Below are 19,863 nucleotides of genomic sequence, written 5' to 3'. Positions count from 1 at the left end.
TTAATTGTTAATTTGGTTTAGCATTGTATTGATAAAGTTACCAATTGATCTTGATTTATTATAATCGTTAAAATACAAATTCTTATTATCTTTGTTATTGATAAGTGCTTTTTCCATAACGGTGTATAATGCAGTGAAATCATATGTTTCACAAGTAAATAAACCTTTAATATTTGCGATTTCACCAGCGCATTTTGTACTCACAACATTATTGTTTTGAGACATCATTTGCAATAATACATTAGGGAACCCTTCAATTCTTGAGGATACAACACAAAGTTTTGCTTTACTAAAAATAGGATATACATTTTTCACATAACCATATAAATTGACACGCTTTTGTAGACCAAGAGCTTCAATTTGACTAACTAGTTTTTGTTGTTCATCATCTGAACCAATTCCTAGAATAACCAGCTTTAAGGTTTTGTCATCTAAAAGATTGAACGCATCAATAAGGAGATCAAATCCTTTTTCTGGAATAAAGCGACCAGCTGCAACTATAAAATTATCAATTTCAAAATTAATCACTTCATTCGCTTTTGTGCTTATTTCATCAAGATTTACTGGATTAGGTATAACGACAACTTTATCTTTTTTAGTTAACCAAGGTAAAGCTTCTAAAAGTTGTTGTTTCATTAAATCTGTTTGACAAATAATCAAATCTGCTTGCTTGTATCCTAATTTGTACGCCGTTTTGTACAGTAAGAGTTTAAACCCTTTAAATCTTAAAAATATGGATGTAGATTCTCTTAAAACCAATTTTGTATTTTTTAGAATTTTCACAAACTTTAAAAAACCAAGAAGCCCATTAATTAGTGCTTGAGAACTAATAGCATGTTTAATGATATGAGTCTTAGACAGTTTTCTTATATAACTGAAAGCACCAAAATATCCTTTATAGACCGAACTATAATCAAGATATACAATATTGCATTTACTCTCTAAAGATTCCCACCCATGATGCTTTTTTCTAACTGTAAATATTACTGTGCAACTTTTACCATGTGCTATAAAATAATTGATGATTGTATATAATACCTGCTGAGCTCCTCCTCCAATTAAATCATCTGGAAGTACAAAAAGCCAATCTATAGTTTGTTTTTTTTGCATCAATATTTAACGAGATTAGTGAATGCCTTTTCGTATTGCGTTATGATTTGTTCAGGGCTAAATTTTTTCATCACTGATGTAATGATTTGACGCTTATCTATTGGGTTTACTTTTAATTCTATTAATCTGTTTTTTAGTTCGTTTTCAGAATCTACTAAAAACCCATTAATACCATTATCTATAATTTCTGAGGTTCCACCTAAACAATTGTAAGCAATTGCTGGAGTGCCAGCAGCGCAACTTTCTAATAAAGCATTTGGAAAGCCTTCTGCGAAAGACCCTTGAATAAACACCGAACTATCAATTAAGTATTCTTGAACTTTATCAGTAAAGTCTATCCATGTAATTTTATCCATTATGCTTAATAAATTGGCTTTGTCTACAATGTTGGCTTTATAAATTCCTTTTCCAATAATCGTATAATCAAAATCATAATCTAATTGACTAAGCGCTAACAGAATTCTGCAATGTCCTTTTTCTTCATGTAATCTGCCAACAGTAATGTAATGAGGCTTTGTTAGTTCTGGCATATTTATTTCCGAAGAATACACTTTTGTAATTGGGTTATTTACAATTGTTATTTTTTGTTCAAGTTTTGGATGAGAATCTATGAGTTCACTAGCCATATCCCTAGACTGACAAATAACTAAGTCTAAAAGCTTATAGCTAAGATTGTTTAGAATGTTGCCTAGAGTAGATGGCATTTCATTATGATATTGTCGACTAACTTTTTTGATATTTGCTTCTCTGGAGACAAATTTTGTTTTTCGGAAAAAATAAGATTGCAGAACAGTAACCATTGTTAGATGAGCAATTGAAGTCATCACAATATCTGGTTTGAATTTGTTTATGTTTTTGAAAATTCCAAAAATTCCAAAAAGAACACGGCTTTTATTTAAAAAGACAGTTTCAATATTATCAAAAGAATATACAGCCTTCTTTTCATATCCAACAATAAGAAGTTTAGGTTCAAATTTAGTTTTGTCTAAATGCTGTGCGATAAAAGATACAACACGTTCTGCTCCTCCTGGTCTGAGTGATGGTAAAATGAATAATATTTTGATTTTTTTCTCCATCACTTAATTATACAATTGGAAGTCCTTTTCCGTTGTCGTTAAGCCATTGTTTTAATACCAACAACCTCCATATGAGAGGATACCTATTCCAGCTGCCATCCATATGCTGTTTAATCATGAACTGAACTTTTTCGACATCAATACAAGGTATTAATTTTAATGCATCATCGTTAAGTTCACTCAAAACAAAGTCTTTTAAATCTTCTTTGAACCAACGAGCAAAGGGCATAGTGAAACCAGATTTTGGTCTATCAAAAATATGTTCTGGAACCGATTGGTATAGTACATCTTTTAAGATGCGTTTTGTTATGCCTTTTTTAAATTTAAAGTCAGTAGGTAGTGAATTAGCAAAATCAACCACACGATGATCAAGGAGAGGTGCACGAGCTTCTAATGAAAATGCCATTGTTGCTCTATCGACCTTAGTATTAATATCAAAATTAAGATACGTTTTGGTATCAAAATCTGAAATACGCTCAATTAAATTTTTATGATCATGCATTAAATATTTCAGCTCTTCAATATCACGATTATCATAGTCTGTTTTAATATATGATTGATCTACACCAGTCATGGCACTTAAATAGGCTTCATTTGAATCTTTATGTTGAATGGCTTTAGCAATAACTTTTAGCCTATAATTCGGAATTAAGTTTAATCCACTAGCAGAAAGTTTTCTAAATGATTGAGGTAATTTATATATTTTATTGTTCTTTTTTGTCCAGTTGTATCTGTGGTACCCAATAAAACTCTCATCACCAGCATCACCAGATAATGCAACGGTAACATGTTTTTTAGTATGTTTTGCTAATAACATAGAAGGTATTGCTGATGAATCTGAAAACGGTTCATCATAGAATTCATTAAAACCTTTAATTAGGTCAATTCCTTCATCATAATTACATTCAATAACATGGTGGTCAGTTTGTAAATGGTCTGCAACTTGTTGTGCATACTTACTTTCATCAAATCCTTTTTCATTGAATTTAACTGAAAAGGTTTTAATTTTTGTTGATGTTGTTTCTGTTGCCTTAGCCGCAATTAAAGAAGAATCAACACCTCCTGAAAGAAATACACCAACAGGTACATCTGCAAATAGACGTGTTGAAACGGCATCTTTTAGAATCTCATTCAGTTCTTGCTTGGCATCTTCGTAAGACCCTTTAAATGGACGTTTATTTTTATAGTCGATATCCCAATATGGTTTCGTGTTAAAATCTCCAGTATTTAAATCAAATGTAAACTTATGTCCAGCTTTAAGTTTCTTTACTTCGTTGAGAATTGATTGCGGATCAGGAATGTTTCCCCAAGCTAAGTAGTATGAAATAGCACGTTCTGATATAGTAAGATTATCCATATGTAGTTGGATAGAGGATATCTGACTGGCAAACTCAAAGGATTTACCGTTATGATAGTAATAAAATGGTTTTTGACCTAAACGGTCTCTAGCACCAAAAAATTGCTGTTTTTTTTCATCATAAATAACAAATGCAAACATGCCATTAAAGTGATCAACACAGTTTTGCCCATATTCCAAATATGCAGCGCAGAGCACTTCAGTATCACTAGTAGTATGGAATTTGTATCCTTTTTTTATAAGTTCCTCTCTTATGGATTTGAAATTGTAAACTTCACCATTAAAAACGATATGAATATGCTCATAGTAGGTGAATGGTTGGTCGGATCTAGGGTCTAAATCTATAATTGACAATCTGTTATGTCCAAATATGATTTGATGATTATTTTGTTCATAGAACTGCCAACCCATTTTGTCTGGACCTCTAAAAGATGTGCGTTTTAGTTTGTCTTTGACTTGTGATTCATTATAATTTATGGTTGTACCATATATTCCACACATAAATAAATTGTTTTATATTGTTTCTATTTCAGATTCAGATTCAGCATCGTTAGCTGGTTTAGATAAATACCATGTTAGCCATGTCAAGAAAAATAATAATAGGTAATTATCATAAAAATTATGAGACACAAAAATATAAGAACACATTACTAAACTTAATAAACCAGCGAATAATTCTTCTTTTATAGTCTTTAATCCAAGGTAAAAAAGTCTACTAAATAGAATGATCATAATGAAAAACGGAATTATTCCAGCTTCGCCTATAGTTAATAAAATGGAATTGTGAACACCAACACTATTGCCAATATCTCCGCTCATTGAAGAATATCCTTTACCAAAGATGACATTATTTAAAATATCTTCGGAAAAAGATGACCAGGTATCAATCCTAGAATCTTGCGATAAAACCTTTGTGCCTTGCTCAACTTGGTTCCCAAGTATATTTTCTATAGCGGTAAATCGCTCAGTATTTAATTGTAAAAAAGAAGCTACTGCCAATATAATTATACCACTACCGATACCAATACCCAACACTTCTGCATTTTTTCGATTAATAAAAACTGAAATAATACTCAAGCATATCCACATGAGAATAAAATAACGAGAGAAGGTGAGAAAACCAGCGAAGATAAAAATGATAAAACCAACCATTCTTAATGCTCGATTTGATACTTTAAAACAAAAACAAAAACCAATCAAAGCCACTAGGGCAGCTAGGTTTGGATTGAGATAAAATCCACTATACCTTCCATATATATGTGCAAAGAATACGGCATTAACAATTATACTAATTGCTCCTACTAGTAAAAAATAGAATAGGTAATTGGGTTTGCATCGTGTTACTAGCTCACTCATTCCTAATATGAAAATAAGAAACTTAAGGAACTTGAAAGCAAAAAAATCAAATTCACCAGAATAGCCTAATCCTGAAATTATAAAATATGAAATTCCTAAAAATATAAGGGAAAAATTAGGTTTAACTTTAGGTGCTAAAAAGTAATACCCAAGAATCATTATAAACATTAAATAACTAGTGTATGAGCCAGCTGTTTCTCCAGAAACCTGGAGTATAAACGTAGGCAGATACCAAATAGAGAATGTAATTACAATGAATCTTAATATTTTCATTTATGTCTATTAGAAATAATTTGGATTAAAAATTCGAAGTAAAGAAATTAAAAATTTACCATATAGAACTCTAATATATAAGAATAATTTATTTACAGTACTCATTATAATAATTTATTGAAATATTCTGTCCATGATGAAGTAATTAAGCTAATATCCAATTTATGACTTTTTACAATAGCACTTTTGCTTAAATTATCTCTTAAATCTTCATCTATCATGAGTCTTTTTAATTGATGCTCCAACATTTTTTGATTATCAACCTCGATTAATATCCCATTAATATCGTTATCTATTAAATCTGAAGGACCATGAGGACAATTTGTAGAAATACTAGGTATTCCAAAATATAGGGCTTCAGCCAAAGCATTAGGGTATCCCTCTGATTTTGAAGTAAAAACAAATATACTTGCGTTGTTATAATAATCATAAACATTTGAAACATTACCTAAGAAAGATACAGTATGATCTATATTTAAGTCTTTAGCAATAGTTTTGTATTCATCCATTTTGTCTCCATCACCAATTATTTGTAATTGCCAATCATTTTTATTAGAAATATTTGAATATGCTTTTATTAATAAATCTTGTGATTTATTAGAATCAAGCCTTCCTACAGTTAAGATTGTCTTATTTTTTTTGTTTTCTTCTCTAATAATTCTTTTAGACGTTAAAGTAGGAGCGACAGGGTTTTTAATAATGACAATTTTTTTTGAAGGAATTATTTTAGCATAAAAATCTTTATTCGAAGAAGTTTGAACGACTAAATAATCTGTGAATCTATATAAAGAATTTCTTAATATTTTCCAGAATTTGTTTGGTGGATCTGCAATAGGGTTATTCCGTTCACTAATGATTATTGGAATATTATTTAATTTGGCAGATATTATTGAAAGAACATTAACAGAAGTAGTAAAACCAATCATGAGGTCAATTGATTCACTTTTGATAAATCCAGATATTTTTTTTATAGTTTTCGAATGGTTTCTTATAGAACCAATCATATTTTGATTCTCAGGAATAATTAAATTACAATTCAACAACATTATTTTTGGATTTAGCTCATAAAAAGAATCACATTTTTCTAACGTAATTATTATCACATTGTAATTTGCAACTAACTCATTTGCTAGACAAGTAATTACTCGCTCAGCACCTCCAGGATTTAAACTGCCAATTGTAAATCCAATTGTTTTTTTTATTTTGGTCATTTTTGTTTGAATAGATTTTTTCTAATCAATTTTTTAAATCGGTACATTAAATCTCTAAATCCACGATTCATTATTAAGAATGGAACGTATACGCCTAAGGTAATTAGGCTAATTTTAATTGACAATAGAACCCAATCTAAGTAATTATCAACTTGCACATTGCACCACAAATTGATGAGCCACCAAATTATTATTAATGAACCAATTAACGTAAGCATTAGTTTTATAAACCCTATCCAATATTCTGAAACATTTTTTTTAAAGCCATATTTAAATAAAAAATAGGGCTTCCAAAATATTACTATAACTAATAAACTTATTAATGTTCCAAACATAATTCCTTTTATGCCCCAAATCATTCCAAATATCAATGAAACGCTCAAATTTATTATTATTTCAACAACAGGAGCCCAGACATCCCATAATAAAGCATATGCAGTTTTAAAATTTTCTACAGGTGTTCTAATCTGTGATATAAATAGATTTATGAGCATAAGTATTAAAATCCATTGATCTAAAATATATTTTTCGCCTAACCAAAGTAAAATAAATGGTTCTATCAGATAGTAGAGATTTATACATATAAACCCACCAATTAAGAATCGAAGTGCCATCATTTCCCAAAACACTTTTCGTATATTCTGATAATCATTTTCGGCAACTAAATTTCCGACACCTGCACCAATCCCTCCAAAAAAATTATTTATTAGTTGGGATAGTTTTTGAAAGATAAGTTGATAATTACCAAAAAAAGCAACACTCTTTAAATTTACTAAAGCGAAAATTAAAATGTGATCGGTACCACTAAGAACAAAACCTCCTATTTTATGAACAAATGATTGTTTAATCAATTTAATAACCTCAGGATAGCCTTTTAAAATAGACTTATTTTGCTTGTTATTTAATATTAGCCATGGGTATTCTTTTTTTATCCTTGACCTTATGACTATTGAATAAATTATTGGGAATATAAGTTCAAGTAGAATCCATAGATAATAAGCTTGATAATAATAAACCAAAATGGACTGAATTATCAGCTTAAGAATGGTAAATGATTGATAGATAGAAGAAACAACATATGTTTTTTGATCAGCTTGTAAAATTACAATGTGGTAATTAATAAAATAACTTAGCAATGAAGACGTTAAAAAGCTGAAAAAAGCGAAAAAAACAATTGTTAAATTGATAGTAGTTTCTGAGAATATAAAAGGAAGGAAGACAGAGACTATTATACCAAGTATAAAAACTCCTAATCCGATTTTTTTGTATAAATAGCCTATAAGTGCTATTATTTTGTTTATCTCTTTTTTGTCTTTTTGAAATAGTGGTCCGTAAAGTGTAACACCTATAGCTGTACCTATACCTAATTCTGCTAAGTTTAAAAAGCCTAAAATACTTTGTAAAGTTGAAGTAAGTCCAATAAATTCATCTCCTAGACCGTCTAGAAATATTTTTCGAGAAAAAAAATGAATAAACAGTGTAATACTATAAAAGAATACACCAACTCTTGCATTTTTAATTGTTTTTTTTATTCTAGACATATCAGGCCGAAAAGGTTGAAATATAGTACATTATTGTAGTTTGTTTTTCATCAAAGAATTCAACTTAATAGTTATATTGAAAATTGTTATTGGTAAAAATCTTGCTAGTATTAGAGGCAAAGATGAGTCTTTTATGGAATAATTTTTTCTTATCAATTCTTTAATTTGTTTTCGGTATTTCAATGACGAGTCTATTTCACTATTATATTGAAGTTCTGTATAGTTAATCATAAGTATTTCCATAACAAATTTCCTTGTTGTTTCAATAAGTTCTGTATCATTTTCATTTTTCAGAATCTCATTTTGTATAAAAAGGGCAGAGTCTATTGTGTCTAATTTTTTAACACTATAGGGTTTTTTGCTTACACTTTCAGTATTTAAAAAGTAATAATAAAATTTGTTAGGAATAACAGCTAAAGTGCTTATTCTGCCAAATACCTCTAAAGTGAAATACACATCTTCAGACATAATGTTTTCTTGAAAAAAAATATCATTCAATAATTCTTTCTTGTATAATCTAACAACTACTGAAAACCGTTGGTCGAGTAAAATTTGTTTCAGAGATTCTATTCTTGATTTAATAATCACAGAATACTTGTTTTCAATGTTTGGAATTTTTAAATGACTCTTTACTCTTACAAGATCGCATTCAACTAAGCTAACTCCATTTTCTTGAGAAGTAGACAACATTGTTTTAAGCATTTCTGGATGTATCCAGTCATCACTATCAACGAATGAGATATAATCTCCAGTAGCTAATCTTAATCCAACATTTCTGGCACCACCAGCTCCACTATTCTTTATATGTTCGACTTTAACATTATCCTTTTTTGCATATAAATCACAAATTTCTGAACTTTTGTCAATTGAACCATCATTTACCAATATTATCTCAATATTTTGATGAGTCTGACTTAAAATACTATCAATACATCTTTTAAGAAACTTTTCAGAGTTATAAACAGGTACTATGATGCTAATTTTTGGTTCCATATTAATGAAATTCTGTTATATGTTGAAACTGTCTATTTACAATTTTAAGGAAAACACTTTTACAACATAAATATGCTTTTGATATTTAATTAAATATTAAAATTCATGAATCATTTAAAACTTGTTATTCTAGTAGGTGACTGCTATTTTAAGAGTTTTCTTAAAGGCCATAATAGTACAAATAAAAATTTAATAATAAAGGAATCAATAGACGTCGTGTAGTTTTTTAGGTTTAAATCTAAATATTTTGACTTAGATAACAGATGGTATAGATTTTTTAAAAAGAATTTAGGTGCTTTGATTGCATACGGTTTAAAGAACCAATTAATGATAACAATATGATAGACCACAGCCCCTAAAGCTGTTTTTTCTGGAGAGCTCGATGTAATTGAGTTTTCAATATTAGTATGGTATATTCTAACTATAGTATTAATGTATTTTGTTTGGTAACCATATTTTGCAAAAAGGGTCCAAATAACACTTGGAAACATATGACCATTTTCAATAAAACAATCATTGAATTTGATACTCTGTAAATGTTTAGTACTTGTGAACCCCCATTTTTCACCTTTAATACTTTTAATAGCATTATTTTCAAAAGGGTTACTTATTAAAGGGGTTGACGGAAACTCATCACCAACCGCATTCCTATTTTGATCTACACAAAGCCCTGTAACTGCAATAATTTTTAATCTTTCCTGTTCTGTTAGTTCATAATACTCAGAATTGAAGACCTCTAGAGCATTTGGGAAACATTCATCATCAGCATCAAATGTTAAAAACAGACTACCATTTGCAAGATCTATCCCTTGTAAAAAACAAGCCATTTTATGCTTGTTTTTATTATTATTAATGTAATTTATATTTAGAGGAGAAGATTTAATGAAATTTGAGATTATTTCATGAGTGGCATCTGTTGATCCATCATTTATAATAATCCATTCAAAATCATTAAAAGATTGATTTAATAGGGACTGATGCACACGTTCTATTGTTTTTTCAGCATTGTATGCTGGTGTAAATACCGTAAAAGTATATTTATAACTTTTATCTTCAATGCTACCTAATTCCGGTATGAATTGTCTTAAGTTCATTAATAAATTGTGTTTGCAATCTTCAACCTATAATAGTATAGTATTCAATTTTATACATGTCGTCCATTCTTCAACGAATTTATGCTTTTTTTTAGTGATTAATGTATCAATAATTAATCTTTAGATTAAATGATGATATTAAGGTATGAAATACTTTTGATTCAGTTTTGTAGCTAATTTCTTCAGCTATTAGTAATTATTGTAAGAATTATAGATTTATATGTTAAACTTTCTTAATAAACACACCATTGGACATCCAAAAGTTGTCATTGGTCGTAATTAAGTAAAGTTTTTTTCGATAATTATCACATATTTTCTATACAATATATTCAAAATGTAAGAAAAATTATATAAAAATATACTGTTTATCGAATAATTAATACTTTAAACGTTGTTTTATAAATTTATTATATAGATTGCCCTCGAATTAAACAGTCCCAAATTTAATAGCAAATGAAGTCCCCAAAGAATCAATTGCATGCCACTGGCATCACGACATTATGTAAAAAAATTGTATTTACCCTATTTTTAATTACAAGTTTTTGTTTACATACACAAGCACAACAATTAGCTTTTCCATCTGCAACAGGCGCAGGTGCATATGTTACTGGAGGAAGAGGTAAGCCTGTATACATAGTTACTAACTTAAATAACTCTGGCACTGGTAGTCTTAGACAAGCGTTTGCGGATGCAGATGTTACTGATGGAGGTATTATTACTTTTGCAGTTTCCGGAACTATTGAATTAACTTCAGATTTAAGAGTCACATTTCAAAACAATCTTACTATTGCAGGTCAGACCGCTCCTGCTGGTGGAATAACTATAGTAAGCTCAAATGCAAATACCAGATTCGAATTTAAAGATGTTAATAATCTAATTATGAGGTACATAAGGTTTAGGGCTGCTTTTGCTGAACACCCAGCAACAGAGATAGATGCGCTATATACTTATAGAGTAGATAATTATATTTTTGACCATTGCTCTGTATCTTGGGGAACAGATGAAAATGCAAGTGCGGGAAACGGAAGCAATTACACATGGCAAAGAAACTTATTTGCTGAAAGTAATAAGACTGGAATGATAATGGGAGCAGAGGAAGAAAACTCAGATAACATGAGTTTCCTTAACAACGCTTTTTACAACTGTAGTCATAGATTTCCAAATTGGCAAAGTAATGGTAGAGTAGATGTAATAAATAATGTAATATGGGGTTATAGAGGACTAATTTCTTCTCCTTTAGGAACTTTTAATGCTAATCATATTGGTAATTATTATGAATACTTTAGACAGAGCCCTACTTCTGAAACATACAAACGTATGATGTATTATTATCGTTCGAAGCAAGGAAATAACATGCCGTCTATTTATACTTCAGGAAATTATGTAAGTGATATATTAGAAGATCCTACTGCTGATAACTGGTTGTTATGGAGATGGAGATATAATCCTTCTGGCACTACTTATAGTGGAGCAGGAAATGATAGTCCATTGTCAACAAACCTTCAGAGCCTTACACCATTCCCAATGTTAGGAGAGTCATTTGTCATAAAGTCATATGCTGAGGCTTTTAATGATGTAGTTAATGATGTTGGTGCTGATGCTAGATTAGATGAGAATGGTAATAAAATTGCTGAAATAGATGATCTTGATACTATATATCTTAGTAATATGCAATCCCAAACATTGGTAGATTGGACTCAAAGTGATGTAATGAATACGACTCATCGTTCAGCCTTTTTAAGTAGTATAAGTCAGACACCCATTAATACACATCCAGCTAATTTTGACACAAATAATGACGGAATCCCTGATCAATGGGTAATCAATAAAGGATTTGGTATTAATGATGATCTTACGACACATCCATGGCTAAGTGGATATGTTGGAATTGAGGAATATTTAAATGGAGTTGATGAAACTCAAGGAACAAATGGAATTACAGCCAATGCTGGAAACGATGTGTCAATTTGTGATGGTAATTCAGCAACACTTACTGCAAGTGGAGGAGTTACTTATCAATGGAATACTGGAGCTACAACAGCAAGTATAGAAGTAAACCCAAATACAACAACAACGTATACAGTAACAGCATTTGATGGTGCAGGAACTAATTCAGATACGGATGATGTTACAGTTACTGTAAATGCTCTACCTGTTGCTAACGCAGGTAATGATATTGAAACTTGTCAAGGAACCGCTGTAACATTAACAGCAAATGGAGGAACAAGTTATTTATGGAATACTGGAGCAACAACCCAAAGCATATTTGTTAATCCAAATGCAACAACAACTTATTCAGTCGAAGTAATCCAAAATGGATGTTCAAGTGATTTAGATGAAGTTATAGTAACAGTAAACCCTTTACCTAATGTGGATGCAGGATTTGACATTTCAATTAATTTTGGTGATTCTACAGTTCTAACTGCAATTGGAGCTGATAGTTATGTTTGGAATACAGGAGAGTCAACACAGAGTATCACAGTTAGCCCAACTGTTGAAACAACATATTCAGTCACAGGAACAACAGGCACTTGCCTAAATACAGATTCCGTCACGGTTTTTATCGTAGGCAGCGAAGTCGTTGCCAGTGCTGGAAACGATCAAACGATTTGCAATGGATTTCAAGCTACATTAACCGCTACAGGAGGAGCTGCTTATGTTTGGAACACTGGCGAAACAACTGCGAGTATTAATGTTAGTCCGACTAGTACAACTACATATACTGTTACTGCTTTTGATAATTCAGGAACGGTTTCAGATACTGATGACGTTTTAGTAACAGTAGATGCATTACCAACTGTTGATGCAGGAATAGATGTAACAATTACTAATGGAGAAAGTACAACGCTTACAGCAATTGGAGCAAATACTTATTTATGGAATACAGGAGAAACAGCACAAAGTATTGATGTTAATCCTACAAGTACAATAACTTATTCAGTTACCGGATTCTCAAATGACTGTGAAGCTACTGATGACGTAACAGTAACTGTTGAATTAGAAACAATAGTAGCAAATGCTGGGGTTGATGTAACTATATGTGCAGGAGAAAGCACAGTTTTAACAGCTTCGGGAGGAACAACTTATGAATGGAATACTGGCGAAACAACTGCGAGTATTAATGTTAGCCCGACTACTACAATATCATACATAGTAACTGCTTTTGATTCTACTGGAACAATTTCAGATACTGATGACGTTATAGTTACAGTAGATGCATTACCAAGCGTAGATGCAGGAATAGATGTAACAATTACTAATGGAGAAAGTACAACGCTTACAGCAACTGGAGCAAATACTTATTTATGGAATACAGGAGAAACAACACAAAGTATTGATGTTAATCCTACAAGTACAATAACTTATTCAGTTACCGGATTCTCAAATGGCTGTGAAGCTACTGATGACGTAACAGTAACTGTTGAATTAGAAACAATAGTAGCAAATGCTGGAGTTGATGTAACTATATGTTCAGGAGAAAGCACAGTTTTAACAGCGTCGGGAGGAACAACTTATGAATGGAACACTGGAGAAACAACTGCAAGTATAGAAGTTAGTCCAACAACATCAACATCATACATAGTAACTGCTTTTAATGCTTCAGGAACAATTTCAGATGCTGATGTAGTTCTTGTTACTGTAAATGCATTACCAACTGTTGATGCAGGAATAGATGTAACAATTACTAATGGAGAAAGTACAACACTTACTGCAACTGGAGCAAATACTTACTTATGGAATACAGGCGAAACAACTTCTAGTATTGATGTTAATCCTGAAAGTACTATAACATATACAGTTACCGGATTCTCAAATGGCTGTGAAGCTACAGATGACGTAACAGTGACTGTTGAATTAGAAACAATAGTAGCAAATGCTGGAATTGACGTAACTATTTGTGCAGGCGAAAGCACAGTTTTAACAGCTTCGGGAGGAACAACTTATGAATGGAATACTGGAGAAACAACTGCAAGTATAGAAGTTAGTCCAACAATATCAACATCATATGTCGTAACTGCTTTTAATGCTTCAGGAACAATTTCAGATGCTGATGTAGTTCTTGTTACAGTAAATGCATTACCAACTGTTGATGCAGGAATTGATGTAACAATTACTAATGGAGAGAGTACAACGCTTACAGCAACTGGAGCAAATACTTATTTATGGAATACAGGAGAAACAACACAAAGTATTGATGTTAATCCTACAAGTACAATAACTTATTCAGTGACCGGATTCTCAAATGGCTGTGAAGCTGCAGATGACGTAACAGTGACTGTTGAATTAGAAACAATAGTAGCAAATGCTGGAATTGATGTAATTATATGCGCAGGAGAAAGCACAGTTTTAACAGCTTCGGGAGGAACAACTTATGAATGGAATACTGGAGAAACAACTGCAAGTATAGAAGTTAGTCCAACAACATCAACATCATACATAGTAACTGCCTTTAATGCTTCAGGAACAATTTCAGACGCTGATGTAGTTCTTGTTACAGTAAATGCATTACCAACTGTTGATGCAGGAATTGATGTAACAATTACTGATGGAGAAAGTACAACGCTTACAGCAACTGGAGCAAATACTTATTTATGGAATACAGGAGAAACAACTTCTAGTATTGATGTCAATCCTGAAAGTACTATAACATATACTGTTACTGGATTTGCAAATGGTTGTGAGGCTTCAGATGATGTTACTGTCACTGTTGAAACAGAATTCGTTAATGCAAATGCAGGAGACAATGTGAGTATATGTGCAGGCGAAAGCACAGTTTTAACAGCTACTGGAGGAACAACATATCAATGGAATACAGGAGAAACAACTGCGAGTATAGAAGTGAATCCTAGTACAACAACAACTTATACAGTTACTGCCTTTAATGCCTTAGGAACAAGTTCAGATACAGATGATGTAACTGTAACAATAAATTCTATTCCGGTTGCCAATGCTGGTAATGATGTAGAAATATGTCAAGGTTCATCAGCAACTTTAACAGCTTCTGGTGGAGCAAGTTATTTATGGAGTACAGGAGAAACGTCTCAAAATATAATTGTTAATCCGAATACAACTACAACATATTCAGTAGAAGTAATACAGAATAACTGTTCTAGTGTAGATGAAGTAAGTGTAACAGTTAACAACTTGCCAAATGTAAATGCAGGTTCAGATGTTACTATTATTGAAGGAGAAAGTATTACGCTTACAGCATCAGGAGCAGATACTTATTTATGGAACACCGGAGAAACTTCTCAAACAATTAATGTTAATCCTTTAGTTACAACACTTTATTCTGTTACTGGATTCTCAAATGGCTGTGAAGCTTCTGATGAGGTTTTAGTCACTGTAGATCCATTTGTTTTTGTAGCCAATGCAGGTGAAGACCAATTTATTTGTGAAGATACATCAACAACGTTAACAGCTTCAGAAGGTGATTCATATTTATGGAATACTGGAGAAACAACTCAAAGTATTGTTGTTAGTCCGTGGGCTTCAGAAACCTTTACTGTTACAGTTTTTGAAGGTGATGAACAAGCACAAGATGACGTTACAGTATTTGTAAACCTTAATCCAAATGTTGTGATTATGAATGGAGGCGAAGTAACTATTCTAGAAGGTGAGTTTATAACACTTTCAGCTAATGGAGCAAATACTTATGAATGGGATAATGGTGCAACGCAACCAAATATTGCTGTTAATCCTTCTAGCTCAACAACATATTCAGTAACTGGCTATATCAATAGTTGTTCTGATGAAAAATCGATTACAGTAAATGTAGTTGAAACAGTTGAAGCTTATGCTGGTGAAGATCTTACGATTTGTGCAAATGAAATGGTAACACTTACAGCAATTGGAGGTGAAGACTATTTATGGAATACTGGAGAAGTAACCCAAAGTATTAATGTGACTCCAGGAGAAGATACAGAATATTCAGTATTAGTATATAATGCATTATCTTCAGATGAAGCTACCGTAATGGTATTTGTAAATGATTGTTCTTCTGCAGTTATACCAGAGGCTGATCAAGCATTTGATTTCTTAATTTATCAAGATGTTAATGCAGATGTGTTAAAGGTTAAAATCTCAGGAATGGATAGAGTAGATGTAGATCAACTTGTTATATATGATATCACAGGAAAAATTATTTATAGAGAACAGATAAAATCCAATGAAAGTACACTATCGTTAGATAAAGAAATTAATAGCTCACAGTTTTCAAGAGGTATTTATATTGTACGCTTGATTTATGATGATACAGAAATATTAAAAAAAATCCCGATAAGATAATTTACAATTAGTGTTAGTCAAATGCCAATATATTCTAAAGAATATATTGGCATTTTTTATTTAGATAACATTAATTTAATTGTCATCAATAAATTTAATGGATAGAATTGTTGCTGTAGATTCACAATTCTTAATGCGCATCTCTACGTCTTTATCGTCATAAGTATTTTCGATAAGGTATGTTTTACAACCTTCGACTTTAGTTTCGCTTTCTGAAAAGTTAACATCACCTGTTCTGATGAGTTTTGATACTATCAAAGTGTCTAAACTGAAATTAGACATTGTTATCATAGCCGCATCAGTATATGTTTTTTTCTTTATCGATATATTTTTTGTGGTTCTGGCATCAGGACCATAATCGCAAGATGTTTTTTTTCCGCTTAAAAAAAAGGCAAGTACAACGAGGCCAATTGAAAAGCCACCTAAGTAGTAGCCAAATCGGTGTATTATTTTCATAAATAAAGATTAGATGTTCTGTTATATTAGAAAATTAACAAGTTTAAATCGCTACAGTCTAAATCAAACCAATCAGCAACGGATTTATTAGTTAAAATTCCGTGGTAAAAATACAAACCATTTTTTAAACCACGATCAAAACGGATGGCATTTTCAATTCCGCCATCTTCACCAATTTTAAGTAAATAGGGAGTAAAAATATTACTAATGGATACAGATGCTGAACGTGAGTAACGAGCAGGAATATTTGGCACACAATAATGCGTAACGCCATTATATTCAAAGGTTGGCTTATCATGGTTAGTAATTTCACTAGTTTCAAAACATCCACCCATATCTATACTAACATCGATAATTACAGCTCCAGTTTTCATACTATCCACCATAGGTTCTGTAACAACAACTGGAGATCGGTTTTTCCCTCTTACAGCTCCAATAGCAACATCACAACGTTTTAAAGCTTTAATTAAGTTTTTAGGCTGTAAGGTTGAGGTATAAATAGTTCGACCTAAATTAGACTGTATACGGCGTAATTTTGTAATGGAATTATCAAATACTTTGACATTTGCACCTAATCCTAATGCAGAACGAGCAGCAAATTCGCCAACAGTTCCAGCACCAATAATTACGACCTCTACTGGAGGAACACCACTTATGTTACCAAACATCAAACCGTTACCACCATTAACGTTAGAGAGTAATTCGGAAGCTATCAATATAGAAGCAGTTCCAGCAATCTCACTTAACGATCGCACGGCAGGATAAGCTCCATCTTCATCTTTTATGAATTCGAAAGCCAAAGCTGTTATACGTTTAGTCGCTAATGCTTGAAAATATTTTTTGTGTTGGGTTTTTAGTTGTAGTGCAGAAATTAGAATGGTCTGCGGATTAATAAGTTTAATTTCATCTAAGGAAGGCGGTTCTACCTTAAGAATAATAGGGCAGGAGAATACCTTTGCGGTATCCTTCGTGACTTCAGCTCCAGCTTCACTATAGGTTTTATCTTGAAAATTTGCGCCTTCACCAGCACCAGCTTCAATCATAACACGATGACCATTATTTACTAAGGCCGAAACAGCATCAGGTGTTAGGCAAACACGTTTCTCTTGAAAGTGAGTTTCTTTAGGAATACCCAAAAATAGGCTGCCTTTTTGTTTTAAAATTTCGAGAGTTTCTTCCTGCGGAAGTAATTGTGCTTTGGTAAAAGGAGATCTTGATTTACTCATTTAGCTTTTAATTGAAATTTCAAATTACAAATAATTATTTGAATAGTTTAAATAAAAGTTCATATATTAGATGTAGATAATTTTCTATACTTGATGATTTATGAATAGATTTAAATTAAAGGACATAGTCATTTCCATTCTTATTATTTCGGCAACGCTACTCTATTTTTATATAAATTATTTAATTCCAGAGGGTTTACAGACTATAAATGTTTTGGGCTTTGAAATTGGGAGTTTTGGGTTTCCAGATATATACCATTTAGTTTATTATTCAAAAATGAAGTTCCTGTTATTGCTATTTGCTATAACTTGGTATTTAACTTGTGAATATTGGTGGAAACCTGCAATTTTAGTGATTATTACCATAGAACTATTTAAATTAATAACAGCTTTAAATTCAAATCAACAACATATTGACGATATAGATTATTTAGCCAGTTTGCCTGTGACTTTGCCAATAATTTTACTGCTAATTTATATTTCAAGGAGGCTTAATTATTATAATTTGGCTAGAGAACTACAATTAGACATTGATCAAGAAGTTGATGACTTGTTTTTTGAACTTAACGATATAGAAAAAAACAGAATAGAAGTTTTAAATGAGAATTTAATTAATTTAAAAAAGGTTAAAGAGCAAATGAATAGCGAAAAATATTTAAAAAACTTAATCTCTTTGAGGGATGATTTTTATAAAGGAATAAACTAATGTTGAATTATATCTCGAAAAACAGGAGAATTAAGCGTGATATTGGAGTCATAATTACGATAATTATTTTGCCTTTTCTTTTTTACTTGTATACTTTTATTCCTAATGAAGAAAATAGACTATGGAAGACAAAATGGTTTACTTTAGATTCTGGATATTTTGAAGATGTTTATTATTATTGTTGGTTGCTGTCTTGCAAAATTTTGACATTATCAATGTTAACTATATGGTATATAAGTTGTATTCATAAGTGGAAGATTATTTTGCTAGTACCTTTATTTGCGGAGATTAATAAAATTTTCTATAACATTGATTACTCAAAATACAACAGTGTTAATAATGCTTTCTATTATTCTATTTTATTCTTTGTCATATATACTTACCTTATAATTTACTTGTCAAAAAAATTAAATTATAATAAAACTAAAAAATCAACAAATGAGTTGTTAAATAACGAAATTAATGATTCAATAAGATTATTAAATAAAATTGATTTAAAGAATTACAGGTATTTAAAGAAAGAAATAAAAAAGCTAAAACATAAAAAAGGGAAAATAGAGAAAAAAGAATACCTAAAAGAGTTAATAGACTTAAGGGATCGATTATCCGTTTAGAAATTACCTGTTTTTTGAATCCTCAATTTCTTTTAAAATCTCATCTAAAAGGGCTTTCTTTTCATCAGACCATTGAGATTTTAGTCTTTTATCGATATAAGCTTCAATCTCCTGAGTGCTTCTCGCTTTGGGCTTAGACTTTTCAGTGATAAACATGTCTCCTTTACCAGTAATTAGCCAGACTAAGTTAATTTGCGGATACTCCTTGACAATACGCTCAATAACATCACTTCCAACAGAAGCGTTATTCTTTTGCATTCTTAAAATGTAGCCATTAGCAGTGCCAATGGAAATATCAAATTGGCGTGCACTTAAATTCATTTCAGAAACAAGTTCTATAATGCGATGTATGGTTTTACTCATAGTTATATAGGGATTAATTTTGAGTAAATTATAAACTATAATTTATACAAATGTAATTTTTTTATATCAAACAACATATTTGTGTAGAATATTTTCTATATTTGCTTTATCAACTTTTGAATTGGGTTTTACAAAGTCATTCAATTTTAATTTTGATATAAGGATTAATTCATTAACTAACGTTAGTTTTTTATTTAGA

14 protein-coding genes are annotated in these 19,863 nt (G+C 31.1%); 3 read left to right on the top strand and 11 right to left on the bottom strand.

The window, feature by feature from the left end; all coding sequences use genetic code 11:
* The 8 genes from RH81_RS16375 to RH81_RS05115 form a co-directional block, all read right to left on the bottom strand.
* Positions 1 to 1,110 carry a glycosyltransferase gene (locus RH81_RS16375; protein ID WP_052172424.1) on the bottom strand — a complete coding sequence of 370 codons (1,110 nt, stop codon included), beginning with the start codon at positions 1,108 to 1,110 and terminating at the stop codon, positions 1 to 3.
* Positions 1,110 to 2,186 carry a glycosyltransferase gene (locus RH81_RS05145; RefSeq protein ID WP_033958603.1) on the bottom strand — a complete coding sequence of 359 codons (1,077 nt, stop codon included), beginning with the start codon at positions 2,184 to 2,186 and terminating at the stop codon, positions 1,110 to 1,112. Before RH81_RS05145 ends, RH81_RS16375 begins: the two co-directional genes overlap by 1 nt.
* Positions 2,187 to 2,193: 7 nt before the next feature.
* Positions 2,194 to 4,044 carry an asparagine synthase (glutamine-hydrolyzing) gene (gene asnB, locus RH81_RS05140; protein WP_033958602.1) on the bottom strand — a complete coding sequence of 617 codons (1,851 nt, stop codon included), beginning with the start codon at positions 4,042 to 4,044 and terminating at the stop codon, positions 2,194 to 2,196.
* 12 nt (positions 4,045 to 4,056) lie between these two features.
* Complete coding sequence (locus RH81_RS05135) at positions 4,057 to 5,172, bottom strand: O-antigen ligase family protein (protein ID WP_033958599.1); 1,116 nt, start codon at positions 5,170 to 5,172, stop codon at positions 4,057 to 4,059.
* 104 nt (positions 5,173 to 5,276) lie between these two features.
* Complete coding sequence (locus RH81_RS05130; protein ID WP_033958597.1) at positions 5,277 to 6,383, bottom strand: glycosyltransferase; 1,107 nt, start codon at positions 6,381 to 6,383, stop codon at positions 5,277 to 5,279.
* Positions 6,380 to 7,924, bottom strand: coding sequence for a lipopolysaccharide biosynthesis protein (locus RH81_RS05125; RefSeq protein ID WP_033958595.1), 1,545 nt, complete (start codon positions 7,922 to 7,924; stop codon positions 6,380 to 6,382). The genes RH81_RS05130 and RH81_RS05125 overlap by 4 nt, the downstream gene beginning before the upstream one ends.
* Positions 7,925 to 7,954: 30 nt before the next feature.
* Positions 7,955 to 8,917 (bottom strand): glycosyltransferase family 2 protein, encoded by a 963-nt coding sequence (locus RH81_RS05120; protein ID WP_033958591.1) that lies wholly within the window; start codon positions 8,915 to 8,917, stop codon positions 7,955 to 7,957.
* A gap of 143 nt (positions 8,918 to 9,060) precedes the next feature.
* Positions 9,061 to 10,011, bottom strand: a complete 951-nt coding sequence (locus tag RH81_RS05115) for a glycosyltransferase family 2 protein (protein WP_052172423.1) — start codon at positions 10,009 to 10,011, stop codon at positions 9,061 to 9,063.
* Positions 10,012 to 10,464: 453 nt separating this feature from the next.
* Between RH81_RS05115 and RH81_RS05110 the strand changes: the two genes are divergently transcribed.
* On the top strand, positions 10,465 to 16,299 hold the full coding sequence (locus RH81_RS05110) for a T9SS type A sorting domain-containing protein (protein WP_033958589.1): 5,835 nt from the start codon (positions 10,465 to 10,467) through the stop codon (positions 16,297 to 16,299).
* 75 nt (positions 16,300 to 16,374) lie between these two features.
* On the opposite strand, the gene RH81_RS05105 is transcribed toward RH81_RS05110, so the two are convergent.
* Both RH81_RS05105 and RH81_RS05100 read right to left on the bottom strand, forming a co-directional pair.
* The gene (locus RH81_RS05105; RefSeq protein WP_033958588.1) at positions 16,375 to 16,755 is read right to left on the bottom strand and encodes a hypothetical protein; all 381 of its coding nucleotides are present in this window, start codon (positions 16,753 to 16,755) and stop codon (positions 16,375 to 16,377) included.
* 26 nt (positions 16,756 to 16,781) lie between these two features.
* Positions 16,782 to 17,981, bottom strand: a complete 1,200-nt coding sequence (locus RH81_RS05100) for an alanine dehydrogenase (protein ID WP_033958586.1) — start codon at positions 17,979 to 17,981, stop codon at positions 16,782 to 16,784.
* Between the two features lie 100 nt (positions 17,982 to 18,081).
* Here RH81_RS05100 and RH81_RS05095 point away from each other — a divergent pair, with 100 nt between their 5' ends.
* Positions 18,082 to 18,687 carry a hypothetical protein gene (locus tag RH81_RS05095; protein ID WP_033958584.1) on the top strand — a complete coding sequence of 202 codons (606 nt, stop codon included), beginning with the start codon at positions 18,082 to 18,084 and terminating at the stop codon, positions 18,685 to 18,687.
* A 395-nt stretch (positions 18,688 to 19,082) separates the two neighbouring features.
* The gene (locus RH81_RS16895; protein ID WP_152604790.1) at positions 19,083 to 19,301 is read left to right on the top strand and encodes a hypothetical protein; all 219 of its coding nucleotides are present in this window, start codon (positions 19,083 to 19,085) and stop codon (positions 19,299 to 19,301) included.
* Positions 19,302 to 19,304: 3 nt separating this feature from the next.
* Here the strand turns inward: RH81_RS16895 and RH81_RS05085 are convergent, their stop codons facing one another.
* The gene (locus tag RH81_RS05085) at positions 19,305 to 19,664 is read right to left on the bottom strand and encodes a hypothetical protein (RefSeq protein WP_033958582.1); all 360 of its coding nucleotides are present in this window, start codon (positions 19,662 to 19,664) and stop codon (positions 19,305 to 19,307) included.
* Positions 19,665 to 19,863: the final 199 nt, after the last annotated feature.

This window comes from Psychroserpens jangbogonensis (assembly GCF_000797465.1).
GTDB lineage: Bacteria > Bacteroidota > Bacteroidia > Flavobacteriales > Flavobacteriaceae > Psychroserpens > Psychroserpens jangbogonensis.
The sequence above is the reverse complement of the archived record's forward strand: the minus strand, read 5'-3'. Positions and strand labels throughout refer to the sequence as shown.